Consider the following 24,965-nt stretch of genomic DNA (forward strand, 5'->3'; position numbering starts at 1 on the left):
ATCGACACATCCCGCGCCTAACCTCGCCGGTATGGACCTGACCGAGCACCGGACGCGACCCACACCGTGGCACGGCGACCGGGCGAGCACCGGTGGCCGCCGGGAGCTGCTCATCGGGGCGCTCGCCTATCTGCTCGCCTTCGCGGTCACCTATCTGGCCTTCGTGTACACCGCGGCCGGGCAGCGGCTGGACGGGCGGCTGCTCTCCGGTACGGCGAACGGACCCTACGATCACGGGGACGGCATCGCCGAGCAGTTGCTCGGCGCCATGAGCCACCCCTTCGTCATCGGCCTCGCGCTCGCCGCGGTGCTCGTGCTCGGGCTGGTTTCCCGGCGCCCGCGCGCCGGGCTCCTCGGCCTCGGTGTCGCCGCGGGGACGGTGCTGCTCGCCGAGGGACTCAAGGAGGTGCTCATCCGGCCGGACATCGGCGTCACCGATTCCTCGACGCACAACAGCTTCCCCGGCGGGCACACCAGCGCCGCGATCGGTGTCACCCTCGGCCTGCTGCTCGCCGCCGCGCCCCGGGCCAGGGTCTGGATCGCCCTGCCCGCCACGGTCGCCGTCACATTCATCGCCTCGGGCACCACGATGGCCGGCTGGCACCGGATCAGTGACACCATCGGGGCCTGCCTGCTCGCCGCCGCGCTGTGCTGTCTCACCGCGCTTGTCCTGTGCGGCCGCGGCGGCACCTCCCGGGACGCCGCGTTCACCGTGGGACACGGGATGTTCGTGCTCGCCACCCCGCCGCTGATCCTGCTCGCGGTCTCGGCACTGCCCGCGGAGTTCAGCACCACCACGCTCATCCTCGGCACCGCGGTGACCGTCGCGCTCACCATCACCTCGGTGCTCGCCACGCTGCGCTGTGTGGAAAGCACCGCAACACCGCGCATTCCTCGTTGACAGGCACGGCATTACGTTTGTAATGTCGCTTGGGTGAACCGCGAAGCCGACCGCGTTCGGCCACCAGGCGATGCCAAGCGCGCACTCCAGCGCGCCACGGTCGAGGTGGTCGCGCGCGAGGGGATTCGCGGGCTCACCTATCGGGCGGTCGCGCGCGCGGCCGGATTCACCACCGGCGCGGTGCAGCACCATTTCTCCTCCATCGACGATCTGCTGCGCTCCTCGCTGGACTGGGTACTCGAGGAGAGCACGGAGAACGGGCTGCTCGGCGCGCGCACCGGGGTTTTCGCGGACGGGGCCGATGTGCGCAACCGGTTCGCCGAGAGCGCGGACATCCAGATCTTCCAGTACCGGCTGGTCGTGGAATCGGCGCGCCGTCCGGAACTGCGCGTGGGCGTGCAACGACTGTACGACAGCTATTTCGGGGCCGTGGCCAAGGATCTCGCCGCCGCGGGCACACCGGAGATCGACGGCCTGCCCGCACTGGTCTATTACGCGCTCGACGGAATGTTCCTGCATCAGGTCGCCGATCCGCATGCGGATCCGGCGGCGGCACTGGACGCGCTTCGCGCCCTGCTCAACGCCGAAAGCACCGAGAAGAACAACTGACCGGTCCCACCTCCCACGTACCCTTTCCCCGGGGCGCGGGTGCCAGCTTGCGCGATTTTCCTTGTGTGCCAACACTTTTGCGAGTACCGAGTTCGAATTAAGTGTTGACTAAATCAACAGATGGCCGCAGAATCTTTCCAGAATCTCCGGCTCGCCCCTTCGGTGTCCGCAGCCGAATACCTTGATGCGAAAGGCTTTCCGATGACCGATTCCGCCACCCTGCTGATCGACGGCCGCTGGCATTCCGCGCCCACCGGTTTCGAGGTCCTCGACCCGGCCAGCCTCGAGGTGATCGGTACCGCGGCGGATGCCGATGCCGGGCAGGCCCGCACCGCGCTCGATGCCGCGGCCGCCGCGTCCCGTGGCTGGGCGGACACCGATCCGGAGACCCGCGGCGATCACCTGCGCGCGGCGGCCACCGAGATCCGGGCCCGGCGCGCGGAACTCGCGGCGCTGCTCAGCGCGGAGAACGGCAAACCGCTCGCCGAAGCCGCCGGGGAACTGGGCAGCGCCGCGCGGATGCTGGACTGGGCCGCCGAGGAGGGACGCCGCGCCTACGGCCGGGTCACCCCGTCCACCGCCGCGGGACCGGGACTCGTCCTGCGCAGTCCGGTCGGACCGGTACTCGCCATCACCCCATGGAATTTCCCGGCGAGCATGCTCATCCGCAAGGTCGGGCTCGCCCTTGCCGCGGGTTGCCCGGTGATCGCGAAGCCCGCCGAGCAGACCCCGCTGATCGCCACCGCGCTGCTCGGGATCCTGCAGGAAACCGGGCTGCCTGCGGGAGTGCTGCAATCGCTGACCACGGCCCGGCCCGCGGAACTGGTGGACGCCCTGCTCGCCGATCGCAGGCTGCGCAAGCTCAGCTTCACCGGCTCCACCGAGGTCGGCCTCGGACTGTTGCGCCGCACGGAGAACACGCTGCGCCGGATGTCGCTGGAGCTCGGCGGGCACTCCCCGGCCATCGTGTTCCCGGACGCGGATCTCGAGGCGGCAGCGGCGGGCGTGGTCGCCGCGAAGTTCTTCAACGCCGGGCAGAGCTGCATCGCGGTGAACCGGCTCTACGTGCACGAAAGCATCCGGGACGAACTGCTCGCGCTGATCGAGAAGAAAACCAGCGCGCTGCGGGTCGGGCGCGGGGACACCGGAAACAGTGACATCGGCCCGCTGATCGACGAGGCGGGCTCGGCCAAGGTGCGCCGCCAGGTGACCGAGGCAGTCGGCTCGGGCGCGAAGGTGCTGACCGGAGGGGAACCCGCGGAAACGGGGCTGCGCGGGCATTTCTTCACGCCAACGGTGCTCGTGGACATCACCCCCGAAATGCTGATCTCCCGCGAGGAGACCTTCGGCCCGGTGCTCGCGGTGTCCACGTTCAGCACCGAGGAAGAGGTGATCGAACTGGCCAACGCGACCGAGTACGGGTTGGCCGCCTATGTGTTCGGCACCGAGCTGCGCCGGATCTGGCGAGTACTGGACCGGCTCGAGTTCGGAGTGTTCGGGGTGAACGATCCGGCCCCGGTCCGCCCGGAACTTCCCTTCGGCGGCCAGAAGAACTCCGGCCAGGAACGCGAGGGCGGCAGCGAGGGAATCGAGGCATACACCGAGACCAAGGCCGTGGCGCTGCGCTTCTAGGCCGAGCGAAAGGAATCATCGATGACCAGTCTCGCCGAACTCGACAAGCGAACCCTGATCCACCCGCACAGCGTGGTCGGCTCGCCCGCCGAACCACTCGTGCTCGATCGCGGCAGCGGCGCCCTGCTGTGGGACACCGAGGGCCGGGAGTACATCGACGGCACCTGCGGGCTGTGGCAGTGCCCGGTCGGGCATGGGCGCGCGGAACTCGCCTCGGTCGCCGCCGAACAGATCGCCCGCCTGGAGTTCTTCTCCTCCTTCGGCGACTACTCCAACACCCCCGCCATCCGGCTGGCCGAACGGTTGCTTTCCCTGGCACCGAACGGAATCGAGCGGGTGTTCCTCACCAACGGTGGTTCCGAGGGCAACGAGACCGCGATCAAACTCGCCCGGCTGGCCCATCACCACGCCGGTGCCCCGGAACGCACGGTGATCCTCGCGCGCAGCGGCGGATACCACGGCATGGGCGGCGGATCCCTTGCCGCGACCGGAATCGACGGGCTGCGCGCCGGATTCGGCCCGCTGCTGCCCGATGTGGAGTGGCTGGAAAAACCGCACGGCATCGAGCACGGCCCGGACGCGACCGAACACCTCGTCGCCGAACTGGAGCGGCGCATCGCGGAGATCGGCGCGCACCGGATCGCCGCGTTCATCGGGGAACCGGTGCTCGGCGTCGGCGGAATGGTGCCGCCACCGGAGGGTTACTGGCCGCGGGTGCAGGAAGTGTTGCGCCGAAACGGGATCCTGCTCATCGCAGACGAGATCGTGACCGCGTTCGGCCGCACCGGGCACTGGTTCGGCAGCGAGTACTTCGGCATCGAACCGGACATGATCGTCACCGCGAAAGGCCTCACGAGCGGCTACATCCCGATGGGCGCGGTGCTGATCGGCGAACGGGTACTCGAGCTCGCCGGGGGCGCCACCTTCCTGCACGGCTTCACCTACAACGGCCACCCGGTCGGCGCGGCGGTCGCACTGGCCAATATCGGCATCATCGAGCGGGAGAACCTGTGCGAACGGGCCCGAGTGCTCGGTGCCCGGCTGCGCGCACGCCTGGACCCGCTCACCGAACTGTCGCATGTGCGCGAGGTCCGCGGGGTCGGGCTGATGCTCGGTATCGAGTTCGGCGAAACCCCGGCGGCCCCGGTGCAGTCCGGCTGCCGCGCGGACGGGGTCGTGGTGCGGGCCTCGGGCACCAGCATCGTGCTGTCCCCGCCGCTGGTGATCACCGAGGAACAGCTCGACACCCTGGCCGATGTGCTCTGCCGCCACGTCACCGCGGCAGCCGGCTGAAGGGGGAAAACCGTGCCACGCCGGACATCGACGCTGCTGTCTGCGGTCACGATCCTCGCCCTCGTCACGGGATGCGCCGTCTCCGAGGGCGGGGCCAACTCCCTGGTGTTCGTCTCCTACGGGCATGGCGCCTATCAGACCGGTCAGCGCACCGCCTGGCTCGAGCCGTATCAGAAGGAGACCGGGACGACGGTCACCATCGACGGGCCGACCAGCAACGCGAAGCTCAAGGCCATGGTCGAGGCGGGCAAGGTCGGCTGGGATGTCGTGGACACCGATGCCTCGGCGGCCGCCCAGGCCTGCGGCAGCCTGCTCGAACCGGTCGACATGGGCGCGCAGGCGCGGGACTTCCCGCCCGGAACGCTGACCGAATGCGGTGTCCCGGACGCGTTCTTCGGTATGACGCTGATGTACGACGCCAAGGTCTACGGCGAGCATCCGCCGCGCAGCCTGGCCGATTTCTTCGATCCGGACCGGTTTCCCGGGCGGCGGATCGTGTACGGGGGCGATCCCAGTGTCGGGACGCTGGAAACGGCACTGCTCGCGGACGGGGTGCCACGCGACCGGCTCTATCCGCTCGATGTGCCCCGCGCCCTGCGGATGTACGACCGGATCCGGCCGGAGCTGACCATCAGCAGCACCTACGGCGATCAGCAGCAGCGGATGGCGGGCGGACAGGCCGATATGGCCCTGATCGTCAGTGCGCGCGCCTACTCGCTGCTCGCGGACGGGGCGGACTGGAAGGTGGTGCCCGGGGTGCCGATCCCGGTCACCTGGGATGTGCTCGTGGTACCCAAGGGAACCCGGCGCAGCGAACAGGCCAAGCAGCTGATCCGGTACGTCTGCACGCCTGCGCGTTCGGCCGCCTTCGCCGAGCTCTCCGGTGCCGGGCCCGCGAACAAGGCGGCGAAACCACGGTTTCCCGCCAAGGCACGGCAACTCGACTTCTGGGGCGCCGACATGGCGGACCGGCGGGTGCTCAGCAATGTGCGGTGGTGGGCGGCCAATCGCACCTGGGTGGCCAAGGCCTGGTCGGATTGGACGACCGGATGACCGCGATACGCCCGGCGGGGAAACCCCGCGCCCGCGCGCACTGGCTGCTGCTGCCCGCCGCCGCGGTGCTGCTCGTCGTCTTCTTCTACCCGCTGGCCACGATCCTGTGGCGGAGCATCGCCGAACCGGAGTTCGGCCCCGGCAACTATCTCGCGGTGCTCGGCGATGCGGTCGCGCTGCGCGTCGTGCTGCGCACCCTGGGAACCGCGCTGATCATCACCGCGGTCACGCTGCTGATCGCCTATCCCTATGCCTACGCGATGACCCTTGTCGGGCGGCGGGCGCGCGGACTGCTCACCCTGCTGGTGCTGATGCCGTTCTGGACCAGCCTGATGGCCCGCAACTTCGCCTGGTACGTCCTCGAACAGCGTGGCGGGGTGATCGAGCGGGCCTTCGCGGCCATCGGCATCCACGGGGTCACGCTGCTCGGTTCGGTCGCCGGGGTGACGGTGGCGATGGTGCAGGTGATGCTGCCGTTCATGGTGCTGCCGCTGCAGAACGCGATGCTCGGCATCGACCGGGGCCTGCTGCACGCCGCGGGCAGTCTCGGCGCGCCGCGCCCGACCGCCTTCCTGCGGATCTATCTGCCGCTGTCCATGCCCGGGGTGCTCTCCGGGGTCTCGGTGGTGTTCATCATGTCGCTCGGCTTCTACATCACCCCCGCGCTGCTCGGCACCCCGCAGCAGGCGCTGGTCGCCCAGGTGATCGGCACCCGGGTCAACGATCTGCTCGACTTTCCCGGGGCGGGCGCGCTCGGTGCCGTGCTGCTGGTGATCACCCTGGTGGTGCTCGCCCTGCTCGGCAGGGTCGCCGGTCCGGTCGGGGCCAGTATGACCGGAGGTGGGGACCGTGGGTGAGCGCACGCTCGGCTGGGGACTGCGGCTGTGGGTGACCCTCGTCGGCCTGCTGCTGGTCGCACCGACCCTGATCGTGATCCCGATGAGTTTCGGCGCCGGGTCCACCTTCCGGTTCCCGCCGGAACACTGGTCGCTGCACTGGTACGCGGAATTCTTCACCAGCAAGCAGTGGCTCGCCTCGCTCGCGAATTCGCTCCAGGTCGGGCTGCTCGCCGCGGCACTGGCCACGGTGCTCGGCACGGCGGCCGCGTTCGGCATCGACCGCGCCCGGTTCCGGGCCCGCGGGGTGCTGCGGCAGCTGTTGATGGCACCGATGATCCTGCCCGGCATCGTGGTGGCGGTCGCGATCTACGGGGTGTTCCTGCGCTGGCAGCTCAACGGAACCATGCTCGGTTTCGTGCTCGCGCACACCGTGCTCGGGGTGCCGTTCGTGATCACATCGGTGCAGACCAGCCTCGCGCACTACGACCCGACCATGGAGAAGGCCGCCGCCTGCCTCGGCGCGGGCCGGTTCAGCACACTGCGCCGGATCGTGCTCCCGCTCATCGCGCCCGGCTGCGTCTCCGGTTTCGTGTTCGCCTTCGCCACCTCCTTCGACGAGGTGGTGATCGCGCTTTTCCTGCAGACACCGGACATCAAGACGCTGCCGGTGAAGATGTACGAGTCCATCGTCCTGGAGATCGATCCCACGATCGCGGCCGCCTCCAGCCTCATCGTCGTACTGACCACGGTTCTGCTGCTCGTGCCGCAGTTCCTCCGCCGACGGAGCCACCATGACTGAACCGATGACCGGAATCGCCACCACGCAGGTGACCAAGGCCTATCCGGGAAGCGAACGCCCCGCCGTGGACGATGTGTCGCTGCACATCGCGGACGGGGAGTTCATGACCTTCCTCGGTCCTTCCGGATCGGGCAAGACCACGATGCTGTCCATGATCGCGGGTTTCACCCCGCTTTCCGCGGGCTCGATCACCGTGGACGGGCGCGAGATCTCCCGGCTCAAACCGCATCGGCGCGATCTCGGCGTGGTCTTCCAGCAGTACGCGCTGTTCCCGCATCTTTCGGTCGCGCGCAATGTGGCCTTCGGGCTGACCCAGCGCAAGCGGCCGAAGGCGGAGATCGACCGGCGGGTCGGCGAGGTGCTGGAGATGGTGGGGCTTTCCGGGGTGCGCGAACGGTTTCCCCGCCAGCTCTCCGGTGGCCAGCAGCAGCGGGTCGCGCTCGCCCGCGCGGTCGCCTACGAACCGCGCGCGCTACTGCTGGACGAACCCCTCGCGGCACTGGACAAACGGCTGCGCGACCAGTTGCAGCGCGAGATCGCGCACATGCACCGGGAACTGGGCATGACCTTCCTGTTCGTCACCCACGACCAGCAGGAGGCGCTGACCCTCTCGGACCGGATCGCGGTGTTCAACGAGGGCCGCATCGAACAGCTGGGTACCCCCGCGGAACTCTACGAGCGCCCGGGCACCCTGTTCGTGGCCCAGTTCCTCGGCGAGTCCAATGCCCTGCGGCTGCGCCCCGGCGAGGTGACGATCGTGCGCCCGGAACGGGTCACCCTGCACACCGGCACCGAATCCGTGGCCGCCGGGCAGCAGCGCAGGAGCGCCACGGTGACCGATGTCGTCTACGTCGGTGACCACAGCCGGATCTGGTTGCGCTATGCCGATGGCGCACGTGGCTGCGCGGTGCTCGGCGCCGGGACCACGCATGAGCACCGGCCGGGCAGCGAGGTGGTCGTGGCCTGGCATCCCGAACACGAGGCCGTCGTCCCGGACGCCGAGGGGAACCCGAAATGACAGAGGAACTGTTGCTGCGCGGTGGATCGGTGCGCACCCTCGACCCGGAGTCCGGTACCGCCGAGGCGCTACTGATCCGCGGGGACCGGGTGCACACCGTCGGTACGGACCGGGTCGTGACCGCCGCGGCCGGGCCCGCTGCCCGGGTGGTCGATCTGGACGGCGCCACGGTGGTGCCCGGGATCAACGACGCGCACCTGCACCTGATCTGGCATGCCCTTTCCGGTCCGGAGTTCTGCGTGAACCTGACCGCGGCCGGAAACCTGGAAGCGGTGGCCACGGCACTGGGTACCGCACCGCCCGGCGAATGGGTGCTCGGCCGCGGCTGGCGGGAGACGAGCATCGCCGAGTTCGCCGAGGGGACCGCGCGGGTGAACCGGCACTGGCTGGACACGGTCACCGGTGACCGGCCCGCACTGTTGCACCACGCCTCGGCCCATTCGGTGTGGTGCAACAGCTCCGCGCTGCGCCGGGCCGGGATCACCGCGGCCACCCCGGATCCGCCCGCGGGCGAGATCGTGCGCGACGAGCACGGGGAACCGACCGGGCTGCTGCTGGAATCCGCGCAGGACTTGGTGAAACGCCTGCTCCCGCAACCGGGGCGGGCGCAACGGCTGGATGCGATCGCCGCGACGATGGCGCGGCTGAACCGGATCGGTGTCACCAGCGTCACCGATCCGATGGTCACCCCCGAGCTGTGGCAGGACTACCGGGAACTGCACGCGACAGGCCGGCTCACCCTGCGGATCTGCGCGCTGCTGCACTGGGAGGAACCGGCCACGGACAGCGCGGACGGACTGCGGCGCGCACTCGACGGGCCGCTGCCGCGAGAACACGACGAACTGCTCGGCGTCGGCGGGATCAAACTCTTCGCCGACGGGGTGCCCACCCATGGCACGGCGTGGATGTACCGGCCCTATTCCGGTGGCGGGCACGGGAATCTGGTCACCGCGGGCGCCGATTCCGCGCAGCGGGTCCGCGAACTGCACGCGCTGATCCGGCTCGCGCACCGCAGGCGGATCCGGGTGCAGGTGCACGTGACCGGGGACCGCGCGGCGGACGCGGTGGTGGACGCCATCGAAGCCGCCGAGGCAGCGACCACCAAAGACCACTGGCCCGATGCCCGGCATGTGCTCATCCACGGCACCTTCCTGTCCCCGGATGTGCACGAACGCTTGGCGCGCCATGGAATCGGGGTGATCACCAGCTCGCTGATGCGCACCTACAGCGGCCCCTCGATGGTGCGCACCCTCGGCGAGCGGCAATGGGCTGACGCCTTTCCCGCGCGCGCCTTGCTGGACACCGGGGTGCCGACGGCGGACAGTTCGGACGCCCCGGTCACCGATCCGGACTGGCGGCGCGGGCTGGCCACGTTCACCGGGGTGCCTGGGCCGAATCCGTTCGCCGCACCCGCCGCCCGGCTCACCCGCGAGGAGGGCCTGCGGCTGTGGACGAGCGGGCCCGCCTGGATGGAGAAGACCGAGCGGCACAAGGGAACCCTGGCACCCGGCCGGTTCGCGGATCTGGCCGTGCTCGACGGCGATCCGGTCACCGCGACGGGCGCGGAACTGCTGGAGCTGCGCTCGGTGCTGACGGTGCTCGGCGGCCGCGTGGTGGCCGGATGAGCTCACCGATCGGCGGCCTCACGCAGCGCGCGAGCGGGAATGCCGAGCAGCAGGAGCACCCCGCCGAGCACGACGACGGCCGCGCTGATCTGCAGGCCGAGATCGAGGGTTCCGGTGGTGGTGCGGATCCAGCCGAGCAGCGCGGGACTGGTGGCCGCGGCGAACGAGCCCATCGTGGTGACCATGGCGATCCCGCTGGCCGCGCCCGGGCCGGACAGATAGATCGAGGGAATCGAGTAGAACACGGTGAGCCCGCAGTAGTGCGCCGCCGTCATCAGCGTCAGCAGCACGATCACCAGATACGGGTTGCCGTCCGCGAACGAGAGACCGACAAGGCAGGCGGCGGCGAAGAACTCCGCGCCAGCCGCATGCCAGCGCCGTTCCAGGGTGCGGTCGGAATGCCTGCCGAACAACAGCATCACGACCATGCCGAGGATCGGCGGGATCGCGGCGAGCAGCCCGATATCGAGCACATCACCGACCCCGGAACTGTTGATGATCAGCGGCGTCCAGAACGAGACCGCGTTGGCGAGCGTGTAGCAGCCACAGGACACGAGCCCGAGCACGTAGACCCGCGGATCGCGCAGCGCGCGCAGCAGCCCGGAATGCTTGCTGCCCGCGCCCTTGCGTTCCTGATCGGCGGCAAGATCCAGGGCGATGGCCCGCCGCTGCGCCTCGCTCAGCCAGCCCGCCTCGGCCGGTTTGTCCCGGAAGAACACCAGGACCAGCACCCCCAGCAGTACCGGAGGGACGGCCTCGACGACGAACAGCCACTGCCAGTCGTGCAGGCCGAGCGCACCGCCGAAGGTGTGCATCACCCAGCCGGAGACCGGCGGGCCGAGAATGCCGGACAGCGGGACACCGAGGAAGAACAGCGCGGTCATCCGGGTGCGCCGCGCCGAGGGGAACCACTGCGCGAGGTAGTAGAGCGCGCCGGGGAAGAACCCGGCCTCGGCGACACCGAGCAGAAACCGCGCGCCGTAGAACAGTTCCGGTGTCGTGGCGAGCGCGGTCAGCGCGGTCACCACACCCCAGGAGATCATGATGCGCACCAGGGTTTTGCGCGCCCCGATCCTGGCGAGCAGCATATTGCTCGGTACCTCGAAGATGATGAAGCCGACGAAGAACAGCCCGACGGCGAGCCCGTAGACTCCCTCGCTGAACCCGAGGTCGGCCTTCAACCGGACCTGGGCGATGCCCACATTGGTGCGGTCGACGAAGCTCACCACGTAGCAGGCGAGCAGCAAGGGCATGACCCGCCACGCGACCTTCCGGTAGAGCGCGGCGCGCGGCACTCCCGCGGCGACACGGTCACCCTGTCCCTCGTGCGAAATCGACGTCACTGTCTCACTCCAGAATCGGCGGACTGGCACACCCGGCTGCGGCACCGAGTCTCTGCCGCGGTGTTGTTAATGTCAACACCCGGTCTTGCGGCGGAACCCCGGGGCGGTGACCTAGAATCACCGGATGAACACCCCGCTCTCCATCTCCGAGCTGCTCTCCTACCGGATGCACCGGGTGGCGAACGCGATCTCACGCAGCGCGGCCGCCAGGTACCGCAGGGAGTTCGACGTCAGCCTCGGCGAGTGGCGCACCCTCGCCCTGCTCGGCGAGGACTCGCCGTTGACCCTGAACCGGCTCGCCGGGCGCGCCGGACTGGACAAGGCGCAGATGAGCAGGGTGGTGGCCAAGCTGGACGAGCGCGGTCTGCTGGACCGCGAGTCCGGAGCGGGCCGCAGCACGCGGCTGTCGTTGAGCCGCAAGGGCAAGACCGTCTACCAGGGGCTGATCGACGCGGCCAACGAGCGCAACGACGCCTTCCTCGCCTGCCTGACCGAACAGGAACGCGCGGCGCTGGACTCGGCGCTGGACAAACTCGGCAAGCTCGCCAAGGCACTGGAGAGTCAGCAACCCTCCTGAGTGTTGACAATATCAACACATTCGGGATACTTCTGGGGCAACCGTTCCCAGGAGGTACTCCGATGGCGGATCGCGTGACGATCTGCGAATGCTTCGCCCGCGACGGGTTGCAGCACGAGCCGCGCACCGTGCCGACGGCGACCAAACTCGAACTGCTCGACGCGTTCACCGCGGCCGGGTTCCGCCGGATCGAGGCGACCAGCTACAGCCACCCAGGACACGTCCCCGCCTTCGCCGACGCCGGTGCGGTGCTCGCCGGGCTGCCGAAGCGCGAAGGCGTCGCGTACAAGGCGACCTGCCCCAATCCGCACGCGGTGCGGCGCGCACTCGCCGACCTGGACGCGGGCCGTGGCGCCGAGGAACTGAGTTTCCTCGTCTCGGCGACGGAAGGGCACACCGAACGCAATCTGCGCACCGACCGGGCCACCCAGTGGCAGCGGGTCGCCGAGATGACCCGGCTCGCCGAGGGCAGGTTCACCCTCGTCGGCGTGGTGTCGGTGGCCTTCGGCTGCCCGTTCGAGGGTGCGGTCGATCCCGGATCGGTGGTCGCGGACATCCGCGCGTTCGCCGAACTCGGTGCCGGACTGATCACCCTCGGGGACACCATCGGTGCCGCGAACCCGCGTACCGTCGCGGATCTGTACCGGCGCATCGAGCGCGCCGGGATCACCGTTCCGGTGGTGGCGCATCTGCACAACACCCGGGGCACCGCACTGGCCAACTGTGTCGCCGCGCTGGACGCGGGCTGCCGGCATTTCGATTCGGCCTTCGGCGGGGTCGGCGGGCACCCGGCGAAGATCGCCTACGGGCAGGGCCTCACCGGGAACGCTTGCACCGAAGACCTGGTCGCGCTGTTCGAGTCGATGAGGATCGAGACCGGGCTCGATCCGGACCTGCTCGCCGCGGCTTCGGTGCGCTGCGAGCAGGCGCTCGGCCGTGAGCTCTACAGCATGATCGCCAAGACCAGGAAAGAAGGCATGCATGCCTGAGGTACTGCACACCGAGGACGAGGACGGGGTGCGCGTGCTCCGGCTGAACCGGCCGGAGAAACTGAACGCGCTCAACACCGAACTGACCCGGGCGCTGCACGACGCGCTGGTCGAGGCCGACCGCTCCGATGACGTGCGCGCCGTGGTGCTCGCCGGGGCCGGGCGGGGATTCTGCGCGGGGGCCGACCTCTCCGAGTTCGGGCAGCTGACCCCGGAGAATCCGGCCGCCGTGCTCGAGCGCGCGGAACTGACCAGCCGCACCCAGTCACTGCTGCGCGAGCTGTCCACCCCGGTGGTCTCCCTCGTGCAGGGCGCGGCCATGGGCGGCGGCGCCGGGCTGGCGATCGGCGCCGATATGACCGTGGTGGCCGAGGATGTGAAATTCGGTTACCCCGAGCTGCGCCACTCCATCGTGCCCGCGGTCGTGCTCACCGGACTGCAGCGCCAGCTCGGACCCAAGCTGGCCTTCGAACTGATCAGCCTCGGCCGGGTACTGAACGGCGCGGAGATGCTCGAGTTCGGCCTGGCCAACCGGGTCACCGAGGCGGAAGGGCTGCTCACCGAGGGACTCGCGATCGCGCGCAGCTGGGCGCAGGCGAGCCCGCTGGCGATGGCCACCACGAAACGGCTCTTCCACCGGGTCGCCGATCTGCCCTATGCCGAGGCGATGCGGGCCGGGCAGGATGTCAACGTGATCATGCGCGGGTTCCGGGAGAGCCGATGAAACCCTTGTCCGGCATCACGATCCTGGATTTCTCCCGGGTACTCGCCGCCCCGCTGGCCACCCAGACCCTCGCCGAGCTCGGCGCGACCGTGGTCAAGGTGGAGCGCCCGGGCCGCGGCGACGAGTCCCGTGGCTGGGAACCCCGGCTGCCCGCGGGAGAGAGCGCGTACTTCTTCGCGTTCAACCGGGGGAAGCGCTCGATCACCCTGGATCTCAAGTCCGCGCGCGGCCGGGAACTGGCCGCCGGGCTCGCCGCCAAGGCCGATGTGCTGGTGGAGAACTTCCTGCCGGGCACCCTGGACAAACTCGGCCTCGGCTACGAAACGCTTTCCGCGGTCAATCCCGGCCTCGTCTACGTGTCCAACACCGGATTCGGGCAGGACGGGCCGTACCGTGACCGCAAGGGTTACGACACGATTTTCCAGGCACTGTCCGGGATCATGCACCTGACCGGGCATCCGGACGCCCCACCGGCCAAGGCCGGTGTTCCCGTCTCGGATCTGGCTTCCGGGCTGTGGACCACGATCGCGGTGCTCACCGGGCTGCTCGGCAGGGCGAACTCCGGAAAGGGCACGCAGCTGGATGTGGCCATGATGGACGTTCAGCTGAGCCTGCTCGCGCTGGCCGCGGCCCGGCTGTTCGCCTACGAGGAGGACCCCGTCCGGCAGGGCACCCAGCATCCCGGCCGGGTGCCCTCGGCCGCGTTCCAGTGCCGCGACGGCCGCTGGCTGCACCTGAGCGCGAGCGACCAGCACTGGGTTCCGCTGTGTGAGGTGCTCGGGCTCACCGAACTCGGCGCCGATCCGGGGCTCGCGGACAACCGCGGCAGACTCGGCCAGCGCGAGCGGGTGCTCGGCGCGCTGCGGGCCGCGTTCGCGCAACGGCCGCGCCCGGAACTCACCGCGGCGCTGCGGGCCAGGGAGGTCCCGGTCGGCGAGGTCAACTCCGTGCGGGAAGCACTCGAGGACCCGAACACCGTGGCCCGCGGCATGGTCGGGCATTTCGAACACCCCGCCGAAGGGCGGTTTCCCGCGCTGCGCACACCGTTGCGGCTGAGCGGTTTCGCGGATCCGGAACCCGGCACACCACCGGGACTGGGCGCCGATACCGAATCCGTGCTCGCCGAATACCTCGGGCTGCCCGAGACCGAGATCGCGGCACTGCGCAGGGAAGAGGTGATCTGAGGGTGGAACCGGTGCTGGTGCACAGGAACGCGGGTGTGGCCGAGGTGCGGCTGAACCGCCCCCGGGCGCGCAATGCGGTGAACCTGCCGATGTGCCTCGCGCTGCGGGACACCTTCGCCGAACTGGACGCCGATGAGGATGTCCACCTCGTCCTCGTCCGTGCCGAGGGGCCGGTGTTCTGCGCGGGTGCGGATCTCAAGGAGCGCAAAGGAAAGAACGAGTCCTGGGTGCGCAGGCGCCGGATCGCCTCGTTCGCCGCCTACGAGGCGATCGAACGCTGCGCCAAACCGGTGCTCGCCGCGGTGGACGGCCCGGTCGTCGGCTCCGGCGGGGAGATCGCGATGAGCTGCGATTTCGTACTCGCCTCGACGGCGGCGAGTTTCCGGTTCCCCGAACCGCACTGGGGCACGGTCGGTGCCACCCAGCGATTGCCCCGGGTCATCGGTGCACGGCGGGCCAAGGAACTGTTGTTCACCGGCCGCGTGCTCGGCGCCGCGGAGGCCGAACGCCTCGGCCTGGTGACCCGGCTCGCCCCGGAAGCGGACTTCGAGGAACTGGTGCACGAGACGGTGCAGGCGATCCGCGCGGCGCCCCCACTCGCGCTGCGGCTGACCAAACAATCCGTCGACCTCGGTGCGGAAACCGAGCTGAGCACCGGGATCCGCATCGAGATGACCGCGATCGAGCGCAACCTCGCCGACGGCGGCTGGCGGCGCGGAGTCGAGGAATTCGCGGACCGGACGAAGGAGTGAGCGCCATGGACCTGACCGGGATCTGTCCACTCACGACGGACGCGGCGCTGCGGCGGGCCGCGTTCGTCGCCGGGGAACTCGAAGCGGTGGTCGGCCCGCGGGGGCGGATCGGCTACGCGGAGCTGTCCGTGGAGGTCGCCCGGCTGCGTTCCGCTTTGTACGGCGCGGGAATCCGGCGCGGTGATCACGTCGGGCTCTGCCTCGGCAACGGCCCGCGCTGGGTGGCCCTGTTCCTCGCGATCACCTCGCTCGGCGCGGTGACGATCCCGGTGAACACCCGGTTCAAGGCGGCCGAATTCGAGTACGCCCTGCGCCAGTCGGACATCCGGTTGCTGATCATGGCCGAACGGGTGCTCAGCTCGGAATTCACCGCGATGCTGCGGGAAATCTGCCCTGCGGTGGACACCAGGCTGCCGGATCCGAAGCTGCCGGAACTGCGCCAGGTCGTCGTGCTCGGCGGCGATGTCCCCGCGGGGGCGCGCAGCTGGGCGGATTTCCTGGCGGGCGCGCGCGAGGAGATCGCACCGTGCGCCGAACCCGGGGATGTCGCGCTCATCCAGTACACCTCGGGCACCACATCCTTTCCCAAAGGCGTGCTGCTCACCCACGAGAACATGTGCGCGGACGCGTTTTTCTCGGCGACCCGGATGGGACTGCGCGCGGGCGACCGATTCTACAGCGGGCGGCCGTTCTTCCACGTCGCCGGGACCACCCTGTCGATCCTGGCCTGCCTGCAACAGTGCGCCACCCTGGTCACCGCGGAACGGTTCGAACCGGAGACGGCGCTGCGGCTGCTCGCCGAGGAAGGCTGCACGCACTTCGCGGGCAACGACACCATCGCGCTGATGCTGCTCAACCACCCGGACCGGGAGCGGTACCGGCTGCGGTTGCGCGGCGCCTGGCTGGCCGCATCGCCGACCGTGGTGCGCCGGGTGATCGAGGAACTGGGCGCGGCCGAGGCGGTGGTCGGCTACGGACTTTCCGAGGCCTCGCCGAACGTCGCCCAGTCGGCCTGGTGGGAGGACGAGGAACTGCGGGTGTCCGGTGCCATGGCCCCGGAACCCGGGGTCTCGGTCCGGTTGCGGGACGACGAGGCGGGGCCGCCGGGCGAGATCCTGGTGCGCGGGTGGAACGTGATGCGCGGCTACTACGCGATGCCGGAGCAGACCGCGGCCGCCGTGGACGCCGACGGCTGGCTGGCCACCGGTGATCTCGGCGAGCTGCGCACGGACGGCCGGCTGGTGTTCACCGGGCGGGCCAGGGAACTCATCCGGGTCGGCGGGGAGAACGTGGCCCCGGCCGAGATCGAGGCGGTGCTGCACCGGCATCCGGCGATCCGCCAGGCCGCGGTGGTCGGGGTGCCCGATGACCGGCTCGTCGAGGTCCCGTTCGCCTTCGTGGTGCTCAAACACGAGGTCGCCGAAGCGGACCTGCTCGACTGGTGCCGGGGCGAGCTGGCCCGGTTCAAGGTGCCCCGGCATCTGCGGATCGTCGATGACTTCGAAGGGATCGGCATGACCGCCAGCGCGAAGGTGCAGAAGAGCAGGCTCGCCGAGCACGCCGTCCGGATGCTGGCGCAGTGATGACCGGTATTGCCACGAGCGTCACCCGGCTGCTCGGCATCGAACTGCCGATCGTCCAGGCGGGGATGTCCTGGGCTTCCTCGGCGTCACCGCTGCCGCTCGCCGTCTCCCAGGCCGGTGGCCTCGGTGTGCTCGCCGCCGGCCCGATGCGCATCCCGGAACTGCGTGCCGCCGTACGCGAACTGCGGGCGGGCACCGAACGGCCGTTCGCGGTCAACCTTCCGCTCTACCGCAAGGGAGCCGAGGAGACCATGGATGTGCTTGCCGGGGAGGGAATCCCGGTGCTCATCGCCTCCCAGGGCGGGCCGCGCCGCTACCTCGAGCGGTTCCACGCGGCGGGCACGGTCTGCCTGCACGTGGTCGCCAACCCGGAGCACGCGCGCAAAGCCGCCGATGCCGGGGCCGACGGGCTCGTCGTGGTCGGTGCCGAAGCCGGGGGCCATCCGCCGCCGGACATGGTCTCCACCCTGGTGATCGTGCGCGCCATCGCCAAGGCGGTGCCGGGAATCCCGCTCATCGCCTCCGGTGGCTTCGCCGACGGATCCGGGCTCGCCGCCGCGCTGTCCCTGGGCGCGGGCGCGGCACAATTCGGCACCCGCTTCCTGCTCAGCGCCGAGGCGAACATCCATCCCGACTATCAGCGGGCCGTGCTCTCCGCAGCGCTCGGGGACGCCCAACCCATCGGCCGTGAGCTCGGCGTCATCCGCGCCCTGCCCAATTCCTTCACCCGCGCGATGACCGAGCTCGAACAGGACGGCACGAGCCTCGAACTCCGTAAGGCCCGGTTCGCCGAAGCCACCCTGAAGATGGCCGCCTTCGACGGGAACGTGCACGAGGGCAAGATCGAGGCCGGGCAGAGCGCGGGCCTCATCGACGAGGTCCGCCCGGCCGCCGAGGTCGTGCGCACCCTCGCCGAGGAATACCGCGCGGCAGTACGGGAACTACCGCGCTGACCGGCCAACCGACCCGTTCCGTGGTCCTTTTCGGACAGCTGCTCAGCTGTCGGCGGCATAGGCTTCGCGCAACAGTTCGGCGGCTTCCTCTCCACCTCCTCCACGGTGTGCAACACGAGGCGTACCGGCCTGTGGTCGCCGAGACGCGATCGCGGGTGGCAGGCCGGATCCGGGCGAAGGTGCGGCGCGGCCGACCAACGCCACGAAGGTCTTGCGCACCTGAACGGTGGCCTCGCCCAGGCCGTCCAGTCACCCGCGCGGTTCCGCCCCGGTACCGGGAGCTCGCTCACGGATCCCTGCGGCCCACACCTCAACGCCTGCCATGGCTATCCGCGCTGATCCCCGCGCAGCCGGTCGAGCTGACGGCGGTCCCGCTTGGTGGGCCTGCCCGCCCCGCGTTCCCTGCGGGCGACCGGTGCGGTGTCCGCGGCCACCGGTTTGGGGGTTCGGTCGATCAGGCAGCCGACCGCGACCGAGGCACCCACGCGCTTCTGGATGACCCGGACCACCTCGACGATGACGGACCGGCCGTTGATCCGGGCCCGCACCTCGTCACCCGGGGTGACCGTCGTACCGGCTTTGGCGGGCCGGCCGTTGATCTTGACATGCCCGCCCCGGCACGCGGCGGCGGCGATCGGGCGGGTCTTCGCCAGCCGCACCGCCCAGAGCCAGCGATCGATACGGACGGATTCCACCGGCCGACGATACGACGAAGACCGTCGGCCGCACAACGCGGGCGGCTACGTGTCGCCGGTCTCCCATGGCCGCACCGGGGCCGGGTTCTCCGGAATCTCCGCATAACCGCGGGAGCGGCGCGCGGCGCGCCCGATCATGCCGCGCACATCCGGGTACCCGGCCGCGGTCAGCACCTCGTCCAGCTCGCGCACGCATTCGGTGAGCATTTCCGGGCCGCGCAGCAGGATCGCGCTCGCCAGCTGCACCGCGCAGGCGCCGCTGAGCAGGAAGCGGGCGATATCGCTGCCGTCGCGCGCGCCGTTGGTGCCGATCAGCGGGGTGGCACCGGCGGTGAACGCCTTCGCTGCCCAGTACAGGCTCACCGGGAGCATGCCGGGCCCGCCGACCGCGCCCGCCGAGCCGAGTACCGGTACCCCGCTGTCGATATCCGGCCAGAACCCGGTGAATCGTCCGATCATGGTGACCGCATCCGCTCCGGACTCGCGTGCCGCGCGGGCCAGCGCCAGCGGATCATCGCTCTGTGCGGGCAGTTTCACGATCAGCGGCGCATCCAGTCCGGCGCGGACCGTCCGTGTGTAGTGCGCGACCAGTTCCGGTCCGGTGAGCTGGCGTACCGCACCGGCTTCGCGGCCGTGCGGGGCGCCGACGTTCAGTTCCACCGCGGAGGTCACGGTGGCCAGTTCGCGCGCGATCCGGGCCGCGGGCTCGGCCTCGGCGACGGTGATGCTGCCGATCAGGTGCGCGCCAAGGGAATCGGCATGTGCGCGCACCCGTCCGAGCATGGCGAGCCAGTCGTCCAGGCTGTCCTGGGCGAGCCCGGATCGGCACAGCAGGCTCTCGGTGCCGGACTGGGATCCCCACTCGACCCGCGACCCCTCACGTCCGAGCAGGGCGTACTCGGCGATGTTCAGCTGGCGCGCGGCGGCCGGGGATTCGTTGACCGATTTCGCCACCACCGCGCCTGCCCCGGCATCGAGGCAGGCGCGCAGGCCGTGTTCGTCGATGGTCGCCTCGCAGGAGGCCGCGATGACCGGGTTCTTCAGCGCGAGCGGCCCGATCGCGGTGGACAGGTCAGCGGTCAACGGTGCTCCCTCTCTGAAGCTGCTCCCCGGCCGGTTCGGCCGCGAGGTGATCGGTCCCGGTGCGATAGCGGATCACGAGCACGCAGGCACCGGACAGTACCGCCATGGCGGCCAGGTACAGCGCGACCGGCAGCGTCGCCCCGCCGCTGCTCAGCGCGACCGCGATCAGCGGGGCGATGCCACCGCCGAGGATCCCGGCGAGCTGGTAACACAGCGAGATCCCGGTGAACCGCACCGTGGCGGGGAACAGCGCGGCGGCGAAGGCGGGCAGCGGGCCGTAGATCAGCGAGCGGCCGATGTTGTAGAGGATCATGCCCAGCCACAGCAGCCCGACGATCCCGGTGTCGGCGAGGCTGAACAGCGGTACGGCGAGCAGCGCGCTGACCACGGTTCCCGCGAGGATCACCGGGAGCCTGCCGCGTTTGTCGGCGAGCATGGCCGCCAGGGGCAGCGCCAGGATCTGGATCACCGCGACGAGCATGGTTCCGGTGAGCAGTTCGCCGGAGCTGTACCCGAGCTGTTTGGTGCCGTAGCTGGTGAGGAAGGTGGTGGACAGATAGAAACCGGTCAGCGTGACCACCATCGCTCCGGTACCGAGCAGCACGGCGGCCCAGTGCTCGCGCAGCACCGTGCCCAGCGGCAGCCCGGCCGGTTTCGCGCGTTCCCCGGGCACCGGCTGCTCCTCGATGCGCGAACGGACGAACTGCCCGATGGCGATGAGGAAAACCGAGAGCAGGAACGGGATCCGCCAGCCCCAGCTGTGCATCCCCGGCCCGGAGATCGCCTGCACCACCGCGAAGACTCCGGCGGCGAGCAGCAGGCCGAGCGGCGAACCGATCTGGGTGAAGGAACCGTAGAAGGTCCGCCGGTTCGCCGGGGCCCGTTCCACGCTCAGCAGCGCGGCCCCGCCCCATTCCCCGCCGACCGCGATGCCCTGCAGAAAACGCAGCAGCACCAACAGGATCGGGGCGGCCACGCCGATCGTGCCGTAGTCGGGAAGCAGCCCGATGAGGAAGGTGGAGCCGCCCATCATCAGCAGGGTCAGCATCAGCACGTATTTGCGGCCGATGCGATCACCGAGGTGGCCGAACACGATGCCGCCGAGCGGCCGGGCGATGAACCCGATCGCGAACGTGGCGAACGCGGACAGCGTCTGCGCGATGGGGCTCAGCGAGGGGAAGAACAGGTCACCGAGCGCCAGCGCGGCCGCGGTGCCGTAGATGTAGAAGTCGTACCACTCGACCATGGTCCCGATCAGCGAGGCGAACGCGATCCGGCGCAGCTGTTTGGCATCGGTGCTCACTCCACGCCCCTGAGCCGTTCCAGGAGGCCACCCGCCGCCTTGGCGAGCATTCCGGTGTCGTTCGAGACGAGCGCGAATCCGCAGCCGTCCTCGATGGCGGCGGCGACCGGCGGCGCGTCCCCGAAGGCGATCCCGCACGGTTTACCCGCCGCCTTCGCCTCCCGGATCGCGTGCCCGATCAGTTCCCGCACGGCTGCGTCGTCCGGGGTGGTGCCGAAGGAAAGGGAAAGATCCGCGGGACCGACGAACACGGCGTCCACATCGGACAGTGCGAGGATGTCCGCCGCCGAACGGATCGCCTGCTCGCTCTCCAGCTGCGGGATGCACAGCGGACGCTGCGCGTAGTACTCCGCCGCGGGCCGCAGTCCCCAGCGACCGGCTTTGCTCGTGCCGCCCGCGCCGCGCTCACCGTCCGGCGGAAACCGCATCGCCCGGCAGACCGCGCGCGCCTGCTCCGCGGTGTCCACTTTGGGCACGAGCAGCCCGTGGGCCCCGGCGTCCAGAATTTTCTGGATCATCGCCGGCGTGTGGTCGGGCACCCGGACGAGCGGGGTCAGCCCGAGCGCGGCCGCGCTGTTGACGATCCGGTAGGCGGTCTCCAGACTCAGCGGCGCGTGCTCCAGATCGACCACGACGAAGTCGAATCCCACGTGCGCGAGGATTTCCACCGGTTCCGGGGCGGGGATCTTCAGCCAGGTCCCGATCGGGACCTCCGCCCTGTCGAACATGCTCATGGCTGCGGGTACTCCTCGGCGTTGAGCACCCAGCCCGGCTGCGCGGAGAAATCGGCGCGGGGCGGGGAGAAGATGTCGATGAGCTGATTACGCCCGGCCCCGGTCGCCGCCGTGGTGTGCACGGTCGGCGGCGGGATCACCGCGATCGAGGGGCTGCCGACCGGGACGTGCTCGTCCGCGCGCCAGTTCCGCGAATCCGCCGTCCACGGGGTGCGGATGTGGTGCAGGAATTCGCCTTGCACGGCAAGGGAAAGCTGTTCGAAGTCATCGTGGTGATGCGGGGAGAGCCTTGCCGGGTCCCGAGGACCGTCACCGGGCGGGAGGAAGTTCACCATGAACGCGCGGGTGCGGAAGATGCGCCCGAACCTTTTCGGGTCCTCGGGAATTCCGGCCAGTGGATAGGCGCGCAACCGGTGCCCGCCCTCGGGTTCGGGCCACGGCCGCAGCGGCGCGACCCGGGGATGCGGTTCGGCGTAGGAGGCGGCGTTGGCGGTCTGCTCCGCCCAGCCGGGCTCATCGGCCTGGATCAGCCGCACCAGATCCCCCGCGCCGAGCGGGCGGATCTCGGCTTCTCCCGGCGGGATCGCGATCAGGCCCTGCCCGTGCAGGCTCACGGTATCTCCCTGCGCGCGCACCTCGGCCGCGGAGTCCTCGTGCACCAGCAGCAGCACGTGTTCGAAGCGCAGATTCCCGGACCAGGGCTCGTTGGTGCCGGACACGATCACGTTCTGCCCGCGCACCGCCCATGGCCGCGCGGATCCGGTGAAATCGTGGTACTCGGGCGCGGCGATGGCCTCGGCCGAGGAATCCGAAGTGGACAGTGCGGAGCGCGGATCATCCTTGGTGTACATGCGTGCTCACTCCAGCCCGAGCAGATAGGCCGGATTGTCACAGGTCATCAGCCGCAGTTCCTTCTCCGGGAGGCCGAGATCCAGCAGCGATCCGCACACCCGCAGATAGGCGTCCACCGGTTTGGGGTTCGAGGCCTGGCCGAGATCCGAGGAGATCACGGTGTGCTCCGGGCCGACCTTCTCGATCCAGTCGAGCAGGATCTTCGGGTCCCAGTGCATGTGCCCTTCCGGGTCGTACATGCCGACTTCGTGCTCGATGAACGCGCCCAGCCGCACGTAGTCGAGGCACTGCTCGGGTTCCGCACCGATCACGAAGTTCGGGTGGTTCACGATGAGCCTGCGGATTCCCTTGTCTCCCGCCGCTTCGAACAGCGCCCGGATGTCCTCGGGGTACATGTGCCCACCGGAGAGCAGCGCCCCGGTCTCCGCGACCACGTCCAGGATCTCGAACACCTCGGGGCGCAGTTCCCCGTTCTCGCCGTGGATGTCGATGCGCTCGCAGGTCAGCGGCACGGTTTCGGTGGGGAATCCGTCGCCCGCGTGGTGGCATTCGATGTGCCTTCCCGAGGACATCGTCGGGAACCAGACCACCTTGCCGCCCATCCGCAGCGACATCCGCACGGCGTGCGGGTTCAGCCCGCCGACGAAGCTGTTCAGCGCGATCCCGCCGTACACCTCGGTTTTCAGCTCACGCAGGCGCGGCGCCATGGCGAGCACATCCATGACCGTGTTGTGGTGATGGGATTTCACCACCATCGCCCGCATCCCGAGGCGCTCCTGCGCATCCCGGGCGGCCTCCACGTGGTCGAAGCGGCGGGGAAACGGGCTCGGCCCGGAGTGGCAGTGCAGATCGACGGCGCCCTTGAGCACCGTGGCGACGGTATCGGTTTGAGACGACTCTGTCATCGAACGCTCCTCCTTGATGTTCGTATAGCAGGATGCATGTTCGCGATTCGAACGTCAATATCGGATCCGGTCATTGCTTCCATAGAATTCCGCTCCTATCGTTCGCCATGGAGACTCTGTATTCGTAGTGTGAACATTCAATGGCGAGCTCACCGCAAGGAGTCAGAACCGATGAACGAGCTCACGCGAAGTCCCGGAGCGGTCACCACCGACCAGAGCAAGGCGCGCACCGCGATCCGGGCGGGAGTGCTGGCCTACTTCGTCGACCAGTTCGACATCTATCTGCCGATCCTCGCGCTCGCCCCGGCGACCGCGTACTTTCAGTCGAAAGGGATCAGCGCGAGCGCGGCCGCACTGCTCGACGCGTTCGTGTTCGCCTCGACACTGATCGCCCGCCCGCTCGGCGCCGCGATCTTCGGTCACTTCGCGGACACCAAGGGCAGGCGGAAATCCACCCTGGTCGCGGTGGCCGGGTTCGGCATCGCCACCGCGCTGATCGCCATGCTGCCCGGCTACGCGGAGATCGGCTTCGCCTCGGCGGGTTCGCTGATCGCACTGCGGTTCATCGGCGGCATCTTCCTCGGCGGCGAATACAGCACCGCGGTCCCCCTCGCCATGGAATGGAGCCCGCGATCGCGGCGCGGGCTGGTCTCGGGCTTGATCACCTGCACCTCGCCCGGTTCCTACGCGCTCGCCGGTGCGCTGACCCTGCTGCTGCTCTCGGTCATGCCTTCGGCCGGTGTGGATTCCGCCTACGTGCAGTGGGGCTGGCGGATCCCGTTCGCGATCGGCGCGCTGCTCTCACTCGTGCTGTTCCGCTCCTATCTCAAGGAGGTCGACGAGCCGCCGACCACGCGCACCAGGCAGGGTTCCCCGCTGCTTCTGCTGCTGCGCGGGCGGCACCGGGCCGCGCTGCTGCAGATCTTCGTGCTGATGACCGGGGCCTGGCTGGCCACCAATGCGGGAATCGCGGTGCTGCCGGGGCTGCTCTCCTCGCACGTCGGGCTCAGCAGCGCGCAGGTCTCGATCGCGATGATGGTCGCCTCCGCGGTGGTCGCGGTGTGCTACCCGCTGTTCGGGATGCTGTCCCAACGGATCGGCCGCCGCCGCTTCTTCCTCGGCTACGGGGTGGCGGTGGTGGTGATCGGTGCTCCTTCCTATGTCCTGGCGATGAGCGTCAGCGCCCTCGGTCCGGTGATCCTGGCCTGCTGTCTGGTCGTGGTGTTCACCATCGGCACCTTCGGCCCGATCGCGGCCTATCTGACCGAACGGTTTCCCTCCGAGGTGCGCGCGAGCGGCTACGGAGTCGGGTACAGCCTCGCGCTGATCCTGCCCGCGTTCTACGCGGTCTACCTGAACGGGCTCGGCACGGTGCTGCCCGCGCACCTCACCCCGGTGGTGCTCGTGGTCGTCGGCGGGCTGCTGATCAGCACCGGTGCCCTGCTCGGACCGGAAACCAGGCATGTCGTGATGGAGCCGGAACACACCGCTACCGTTGAGCGAGGACACGAATGACGAG

General features: G+C 69.7%; 24 protein-coding genes. 17 read left to right on the forward strand and 7 right to left on the reverse strand.

The window, feature by feature from the left end; translation table 11 throughout:
- Window positions 1–31: 31 nt before the first annotated feature.
- The 9 genes from A37U_RS48875 to A37U_RS0136615 all read left to right on the forward strand — a co-directional run bounded on the left by A37U_RS48875 (window position 32) and on the right by A37U_RS0136615 (window position 9,769).
- Window positions 32–901 carry a phosphatase PAP2 family protein gene (locus A37U_RS48875; RefSeq protein ID WP_020501623.1) on the forward strand — a complete coding sequence of 290 codons (870 nt, stop codon included), beginning with the start codon at window positions 32–34 and terminating at the stop codon, window positions 899–901.
- A gap of 33 nt (window positions 902–934) precedes the next feature.
- Window positions 935–1,510 carry a TetR/AcrR family transcriptional regulator gene (locus tag A37U_RS0136580; protein ID WP_020501624.1) on the forward strand — a complete coding sequence of 192 codons (576 nt, stop codon included), beginning with the start codon at window positions 935–937 and terminating at the stop codon, window positions 1,508–1,510.
- 201 nt (window positions 1,511–1,711) lie between these two features.
- Entirely contained in the window at window positions 1,712–3,142 is a 1,431-nt protein-coding gene (locus tag A37U_RS0136585; protein WP_026197994.1) for an NAD-dependent succinate-semialdehyde dehydrogenase, read from the forward strand.
- A 21-nt stretch (window positions 3,143–3,163) separates the two neighbouring features.
- Window positions 3,164–4,435 carry an aminotransferase family protein gene (locus A37U_RS0136590; RefSeq protein WP_020501626.1) on the forward strand — a complete coding sequence of 424 codons (1,272 nt, stop codon included), beginning with the start codon at window positions 3,164–3,166 and terminating at the stop codon, window positions 4,433–4,435.
- A gap of 12 nt (window positions 4,436–4,447) precedes the next feature.
- Window positions 4,448–5,488 carry an extracellular solute-binding protein gene (locus A37U_RS0136595; RefSeq protein WP_020501627.1) on the forward strand — a complete coding sequence of 347 codons (1,041 nt, stop codon included), beginning with the start codon at window positions 4,448–4,450 and terminating at the stop codon, window positions 5,486–5,488.
- Complete coding sequence (locus tag A37U_RS0136600; protein WP_020501628.1) at window positions 5,485–6,345, forward strand: ABC transporter permease; 861 nt, start codon at window positions 5,485–5,487, stop codon at window positions 6,343–6,345. Before A37U_RS0136595 ends, A37U_RS0136600 begins: the two co-directional genes overlap by 4 nt.
- Entirely contained in the window at window positions 6,338–7,126 is a 789-nt protein-coding gene (locus A37U_RS0136605; RefSeq protein WP_020501629.1) for an ABC transporter permease, read from the forward strand. Before A37U_RS0136600 ends, A37U_RS0136605 begins: the two co-directional genes overlap by 8 nt.
- Window positions 7,119–8,144 carry an ABC transporter ATP-binding protein gene (locus tag A37U_RS0136610; RefSeq protein ID WP_020501630.1) on the forward strand — a complete coding sequence of 342 codons (1,026 nt, stop codon included), beginning with the start codon at window positions 7,119–7,121 and terminating at the stop codon, window positions 8,142–8,144. Before A37U_RS0136605 ends, A37U_RS0136610 begins: the two co-directional genes overlap by 8 nt.
- Entirely contained in the window at window positions 8,141–9,769 is a 1,629-nt protein-coding gene (locus A37U_RS0136615; protein ID WP_020501631.1) for an amidohydrolase, read from the forward strand. The genes A37U_RS0136610 and A37U_RS0136615 overlap by 4 nt, the downstream gene beginning before the upstream one ends.
- Before the next feature lie 2 nt (window positions 9,770–9,771).
- Here A37U_RS0136615 and A37U_RS0136620 read toward each other — a convergent pair whose 3' ends face one another.
- Window positions 9,772–11,112: an MFS transporter gene (locus A37U_RS0136620; RefSeq protein WP_020501632.1), complete on the reverse strand. Its 1,341-nt coding sequence runs from the start codon at window positions 11,110–11,112 to the stop codon at window positions 9,772–9,774.
- A 124-nt stretch (window positions 11,113–11,236) separates the two neighbouring features.
- On the opposite strand from A37U_RS0136620, the gene A37U_RS0136625 reads away from it, so the two are divergent.
- The 7 genes from A37U_RS0136625 (at window position 11,237) to A37U_RS0136655 (ending at window position 17,874) form a co-directional block, all read left to right on the forward strand.
- On the forward strand, window positions 11,237–11,689 hold the full coding sequence (locus tag A37U_RS0136625) for a MarR family winged helix-turn-helix transcriptional regulator (protein WP_020501633.1): 453 nt from the start codon (window positions 11,237–11,239) through the stop codon (window positions 11,687–11,689).
- A 62-nt stretch (window positions 11,690–11,751) separates the two neighbouring features.
- Window positions 11,752–12,678, forward strand: coding sequence for a hydroxymethylglutaryl-CoA lyase (locus tag A37U_RS0136630; protein ID WP_020501634.1), 927 nt, complete (start codon window positions 11,752–11,754; stop codon window positions 12,676–12,678).
- Window positions 12,671–13,402, forward strand: coding sequence for an enoyl-CoA hydratase/isomerase family protein (locus tag A37U_RS0136635; RefSeq protein ID WP_020501635.1), 732 nt, complete (start codon window positions 12,671–12,673; stop codon window positions 13,400–13,402). The genes A37U_RS0136630 and A37U_RS0136635 overlap by 8 nt, the downstream gene beginning before the upstream one ends.
- Window positions 13,399–14,586 (forward strand): CaiB/BaiF CoA transferase family protein, encoded by a 1,188-nt coding sequence (locus A37U_RS0136640; RefSeq protein ID WP_020501636.1) that lies wholly within the window; start codon window positions 13,399–13,401, stop codon window positions 14,584–14,586. Before A37U_RS0136635 ends, A37U_RS0136640 begins: the two co-directional genes overlap by 4 nt.
- A 2-nt stretch (window positions 14,587–14,588) precedes the next feature.
- Window positions 14,589–15,338 carry an enoyl-CoA hydratase/isomerase family protein gene (locus A37U_RS0136645; RefSeq protein ID WP_020501637.1) on the forward strand — a complete coding sequence of 250 codons (750 nt, stop codon included), beginning with the start codon at window positions 14,589–14,591 and terminating at the stop codon, window positions 15,336–15,338.
- A 5-nt stretch (window positions 15,339–15,343) separates the two neighbouring features.
- Entirely contained in the window at window positions 15,344–16,921 is a 1,578-nt protein-coding gene (locus A37U_RS0136650; protein WP_020501638.1) for an AMP-binding protein, read from the forward strand.
- Window positions 16,921–17,874, forward strand: coding sequence for an NAD(P)H-dependent flavin oxidoreductase (locus tag A37U_RS0136655; protein ID WP_020501639.1), 954 nt, complete (start codon window positions 16,921–16,923; stop codon window positions 17,872–17,874). The genes A37U_RS0136650 and A37U_RS0136655 overlap by 1 nt, the downstream gene beginning before the upstream one ends.
- Window positions 17,875–18,200: 326 nt before the next feature.
- Here the strand turns inward: A37U_RS0136655 and A37U_RS0136660 are convergent, their stop codons facing one another.
- Genes A37U_RS0136660 through A37U_RS0136685 form a run of 6 tightly spaced genes read right to left on the reverse strand, consistent with a single transcriptional unit; the run spans window position 18,201 to window position 23,446 of the window.
- Window positions 18,201–18,569 (reverse strand): RNA-binding S4 domain-containing protein, encoded by a 369-nt coding sequence (locus A37U_RS0136660; protein ID WP_020501640.1) that lies wholly within the window; start codon window positions 18,567–18,569, stop codon window positions 18,201–18,203.
- A gap of 45 nt (window positions 18,570–18,614) precedes the next feature.
- On the reverse strand, window positions 18,615–19,652 hold the full coding sequence (locus A37U_RS47180; protein ID WP_020501641.1) for a dihydroorotate dehydrogenase: 1,038 nt from the start codon (window positions 19,650–19,652) through the stop codon (window positions 18,615–18,617).
- The gene (locus A37U_RS47185; RefSeq protein ID WP_020501642.1) at window positions 19,642–20,955 is read right to left on the reverse strand and encodes an MFS transporter; all 1,314 of its coding nucleotides are present in this window, start codon (window positions 20,953–20,955) and stop codon (window positions 19,642–19,644) included. Before A37U_RS47185 ends, A37U_RS47180 begins: the two co-directional genes overlap by 11 nt.
- Entirely contained in the window at window positions 20,952–21,689 is a 738-nt protein-coding gene (locus A37U_RS0136675; protein WP_020501643.1) for an HpcH/HpaI aldolase family protein, read from the reverse strand. Before A37U_RS0136675 ends, A37U_RS47185 begins: the two co-directional genes overlap by 4 nt.
- Window positions 21,686–22,540, reverse strand: a complete 855-nt coding sequence (locus tag A37U_RS0136680; RefSeq protein ID WP_020501644.1) for a cupin domain-containing protein — start codon at window positions 22,538–22,540, stop codon at window positions 21,686–21,688. The genes A37U_RS0136675 and A37U_RS0136680 overlap by 4 nt, the downstream gene beginning before the upstream one ends.
- 6 nt (window positions 22,541–22,546) lie before the next feature.
- Window positions 22,547–23,446, reverse strand: a complete 900-nt coding sequence (locus A37U_RS0136685) for a DUF6282 family protein (protein ID WP_020501645.1) — start codon at window positions 23,444–23,446, stop codon at window positions 22,547–22,549.
- A gap of 171 nt (window positions 23,447–23,617) precedes the next feature.
- Between A37U_RS0136685 and A37U_RS0136690 the strand changes: the two genes are divergently transcribed.
- Window positions 23,618–24,961 carry an MFS transporter gene (locus A37U_RS0136690; RefSeq protein ID WP_020501646.1) on the forward strand — a complete coding sequence of 448 codons (1,344 nt, stop codon included), beginning with the start codon at window positions 23,618–23,620 and terminating at the stop codon, window positions 24,959–24,961.
- Window positions 24,962–24,965: the final 4 nt, after the last annotated feature.

Source organism: Sciscionella marina DSM 45152 (assembly GCF_000379465.1).
Lineage (GTDB): Bacteria > Actinomycetota > Actinomycetes > Mycobacteriales > Pseudonocardiaceae > Sciscionella > Sciscionella marina.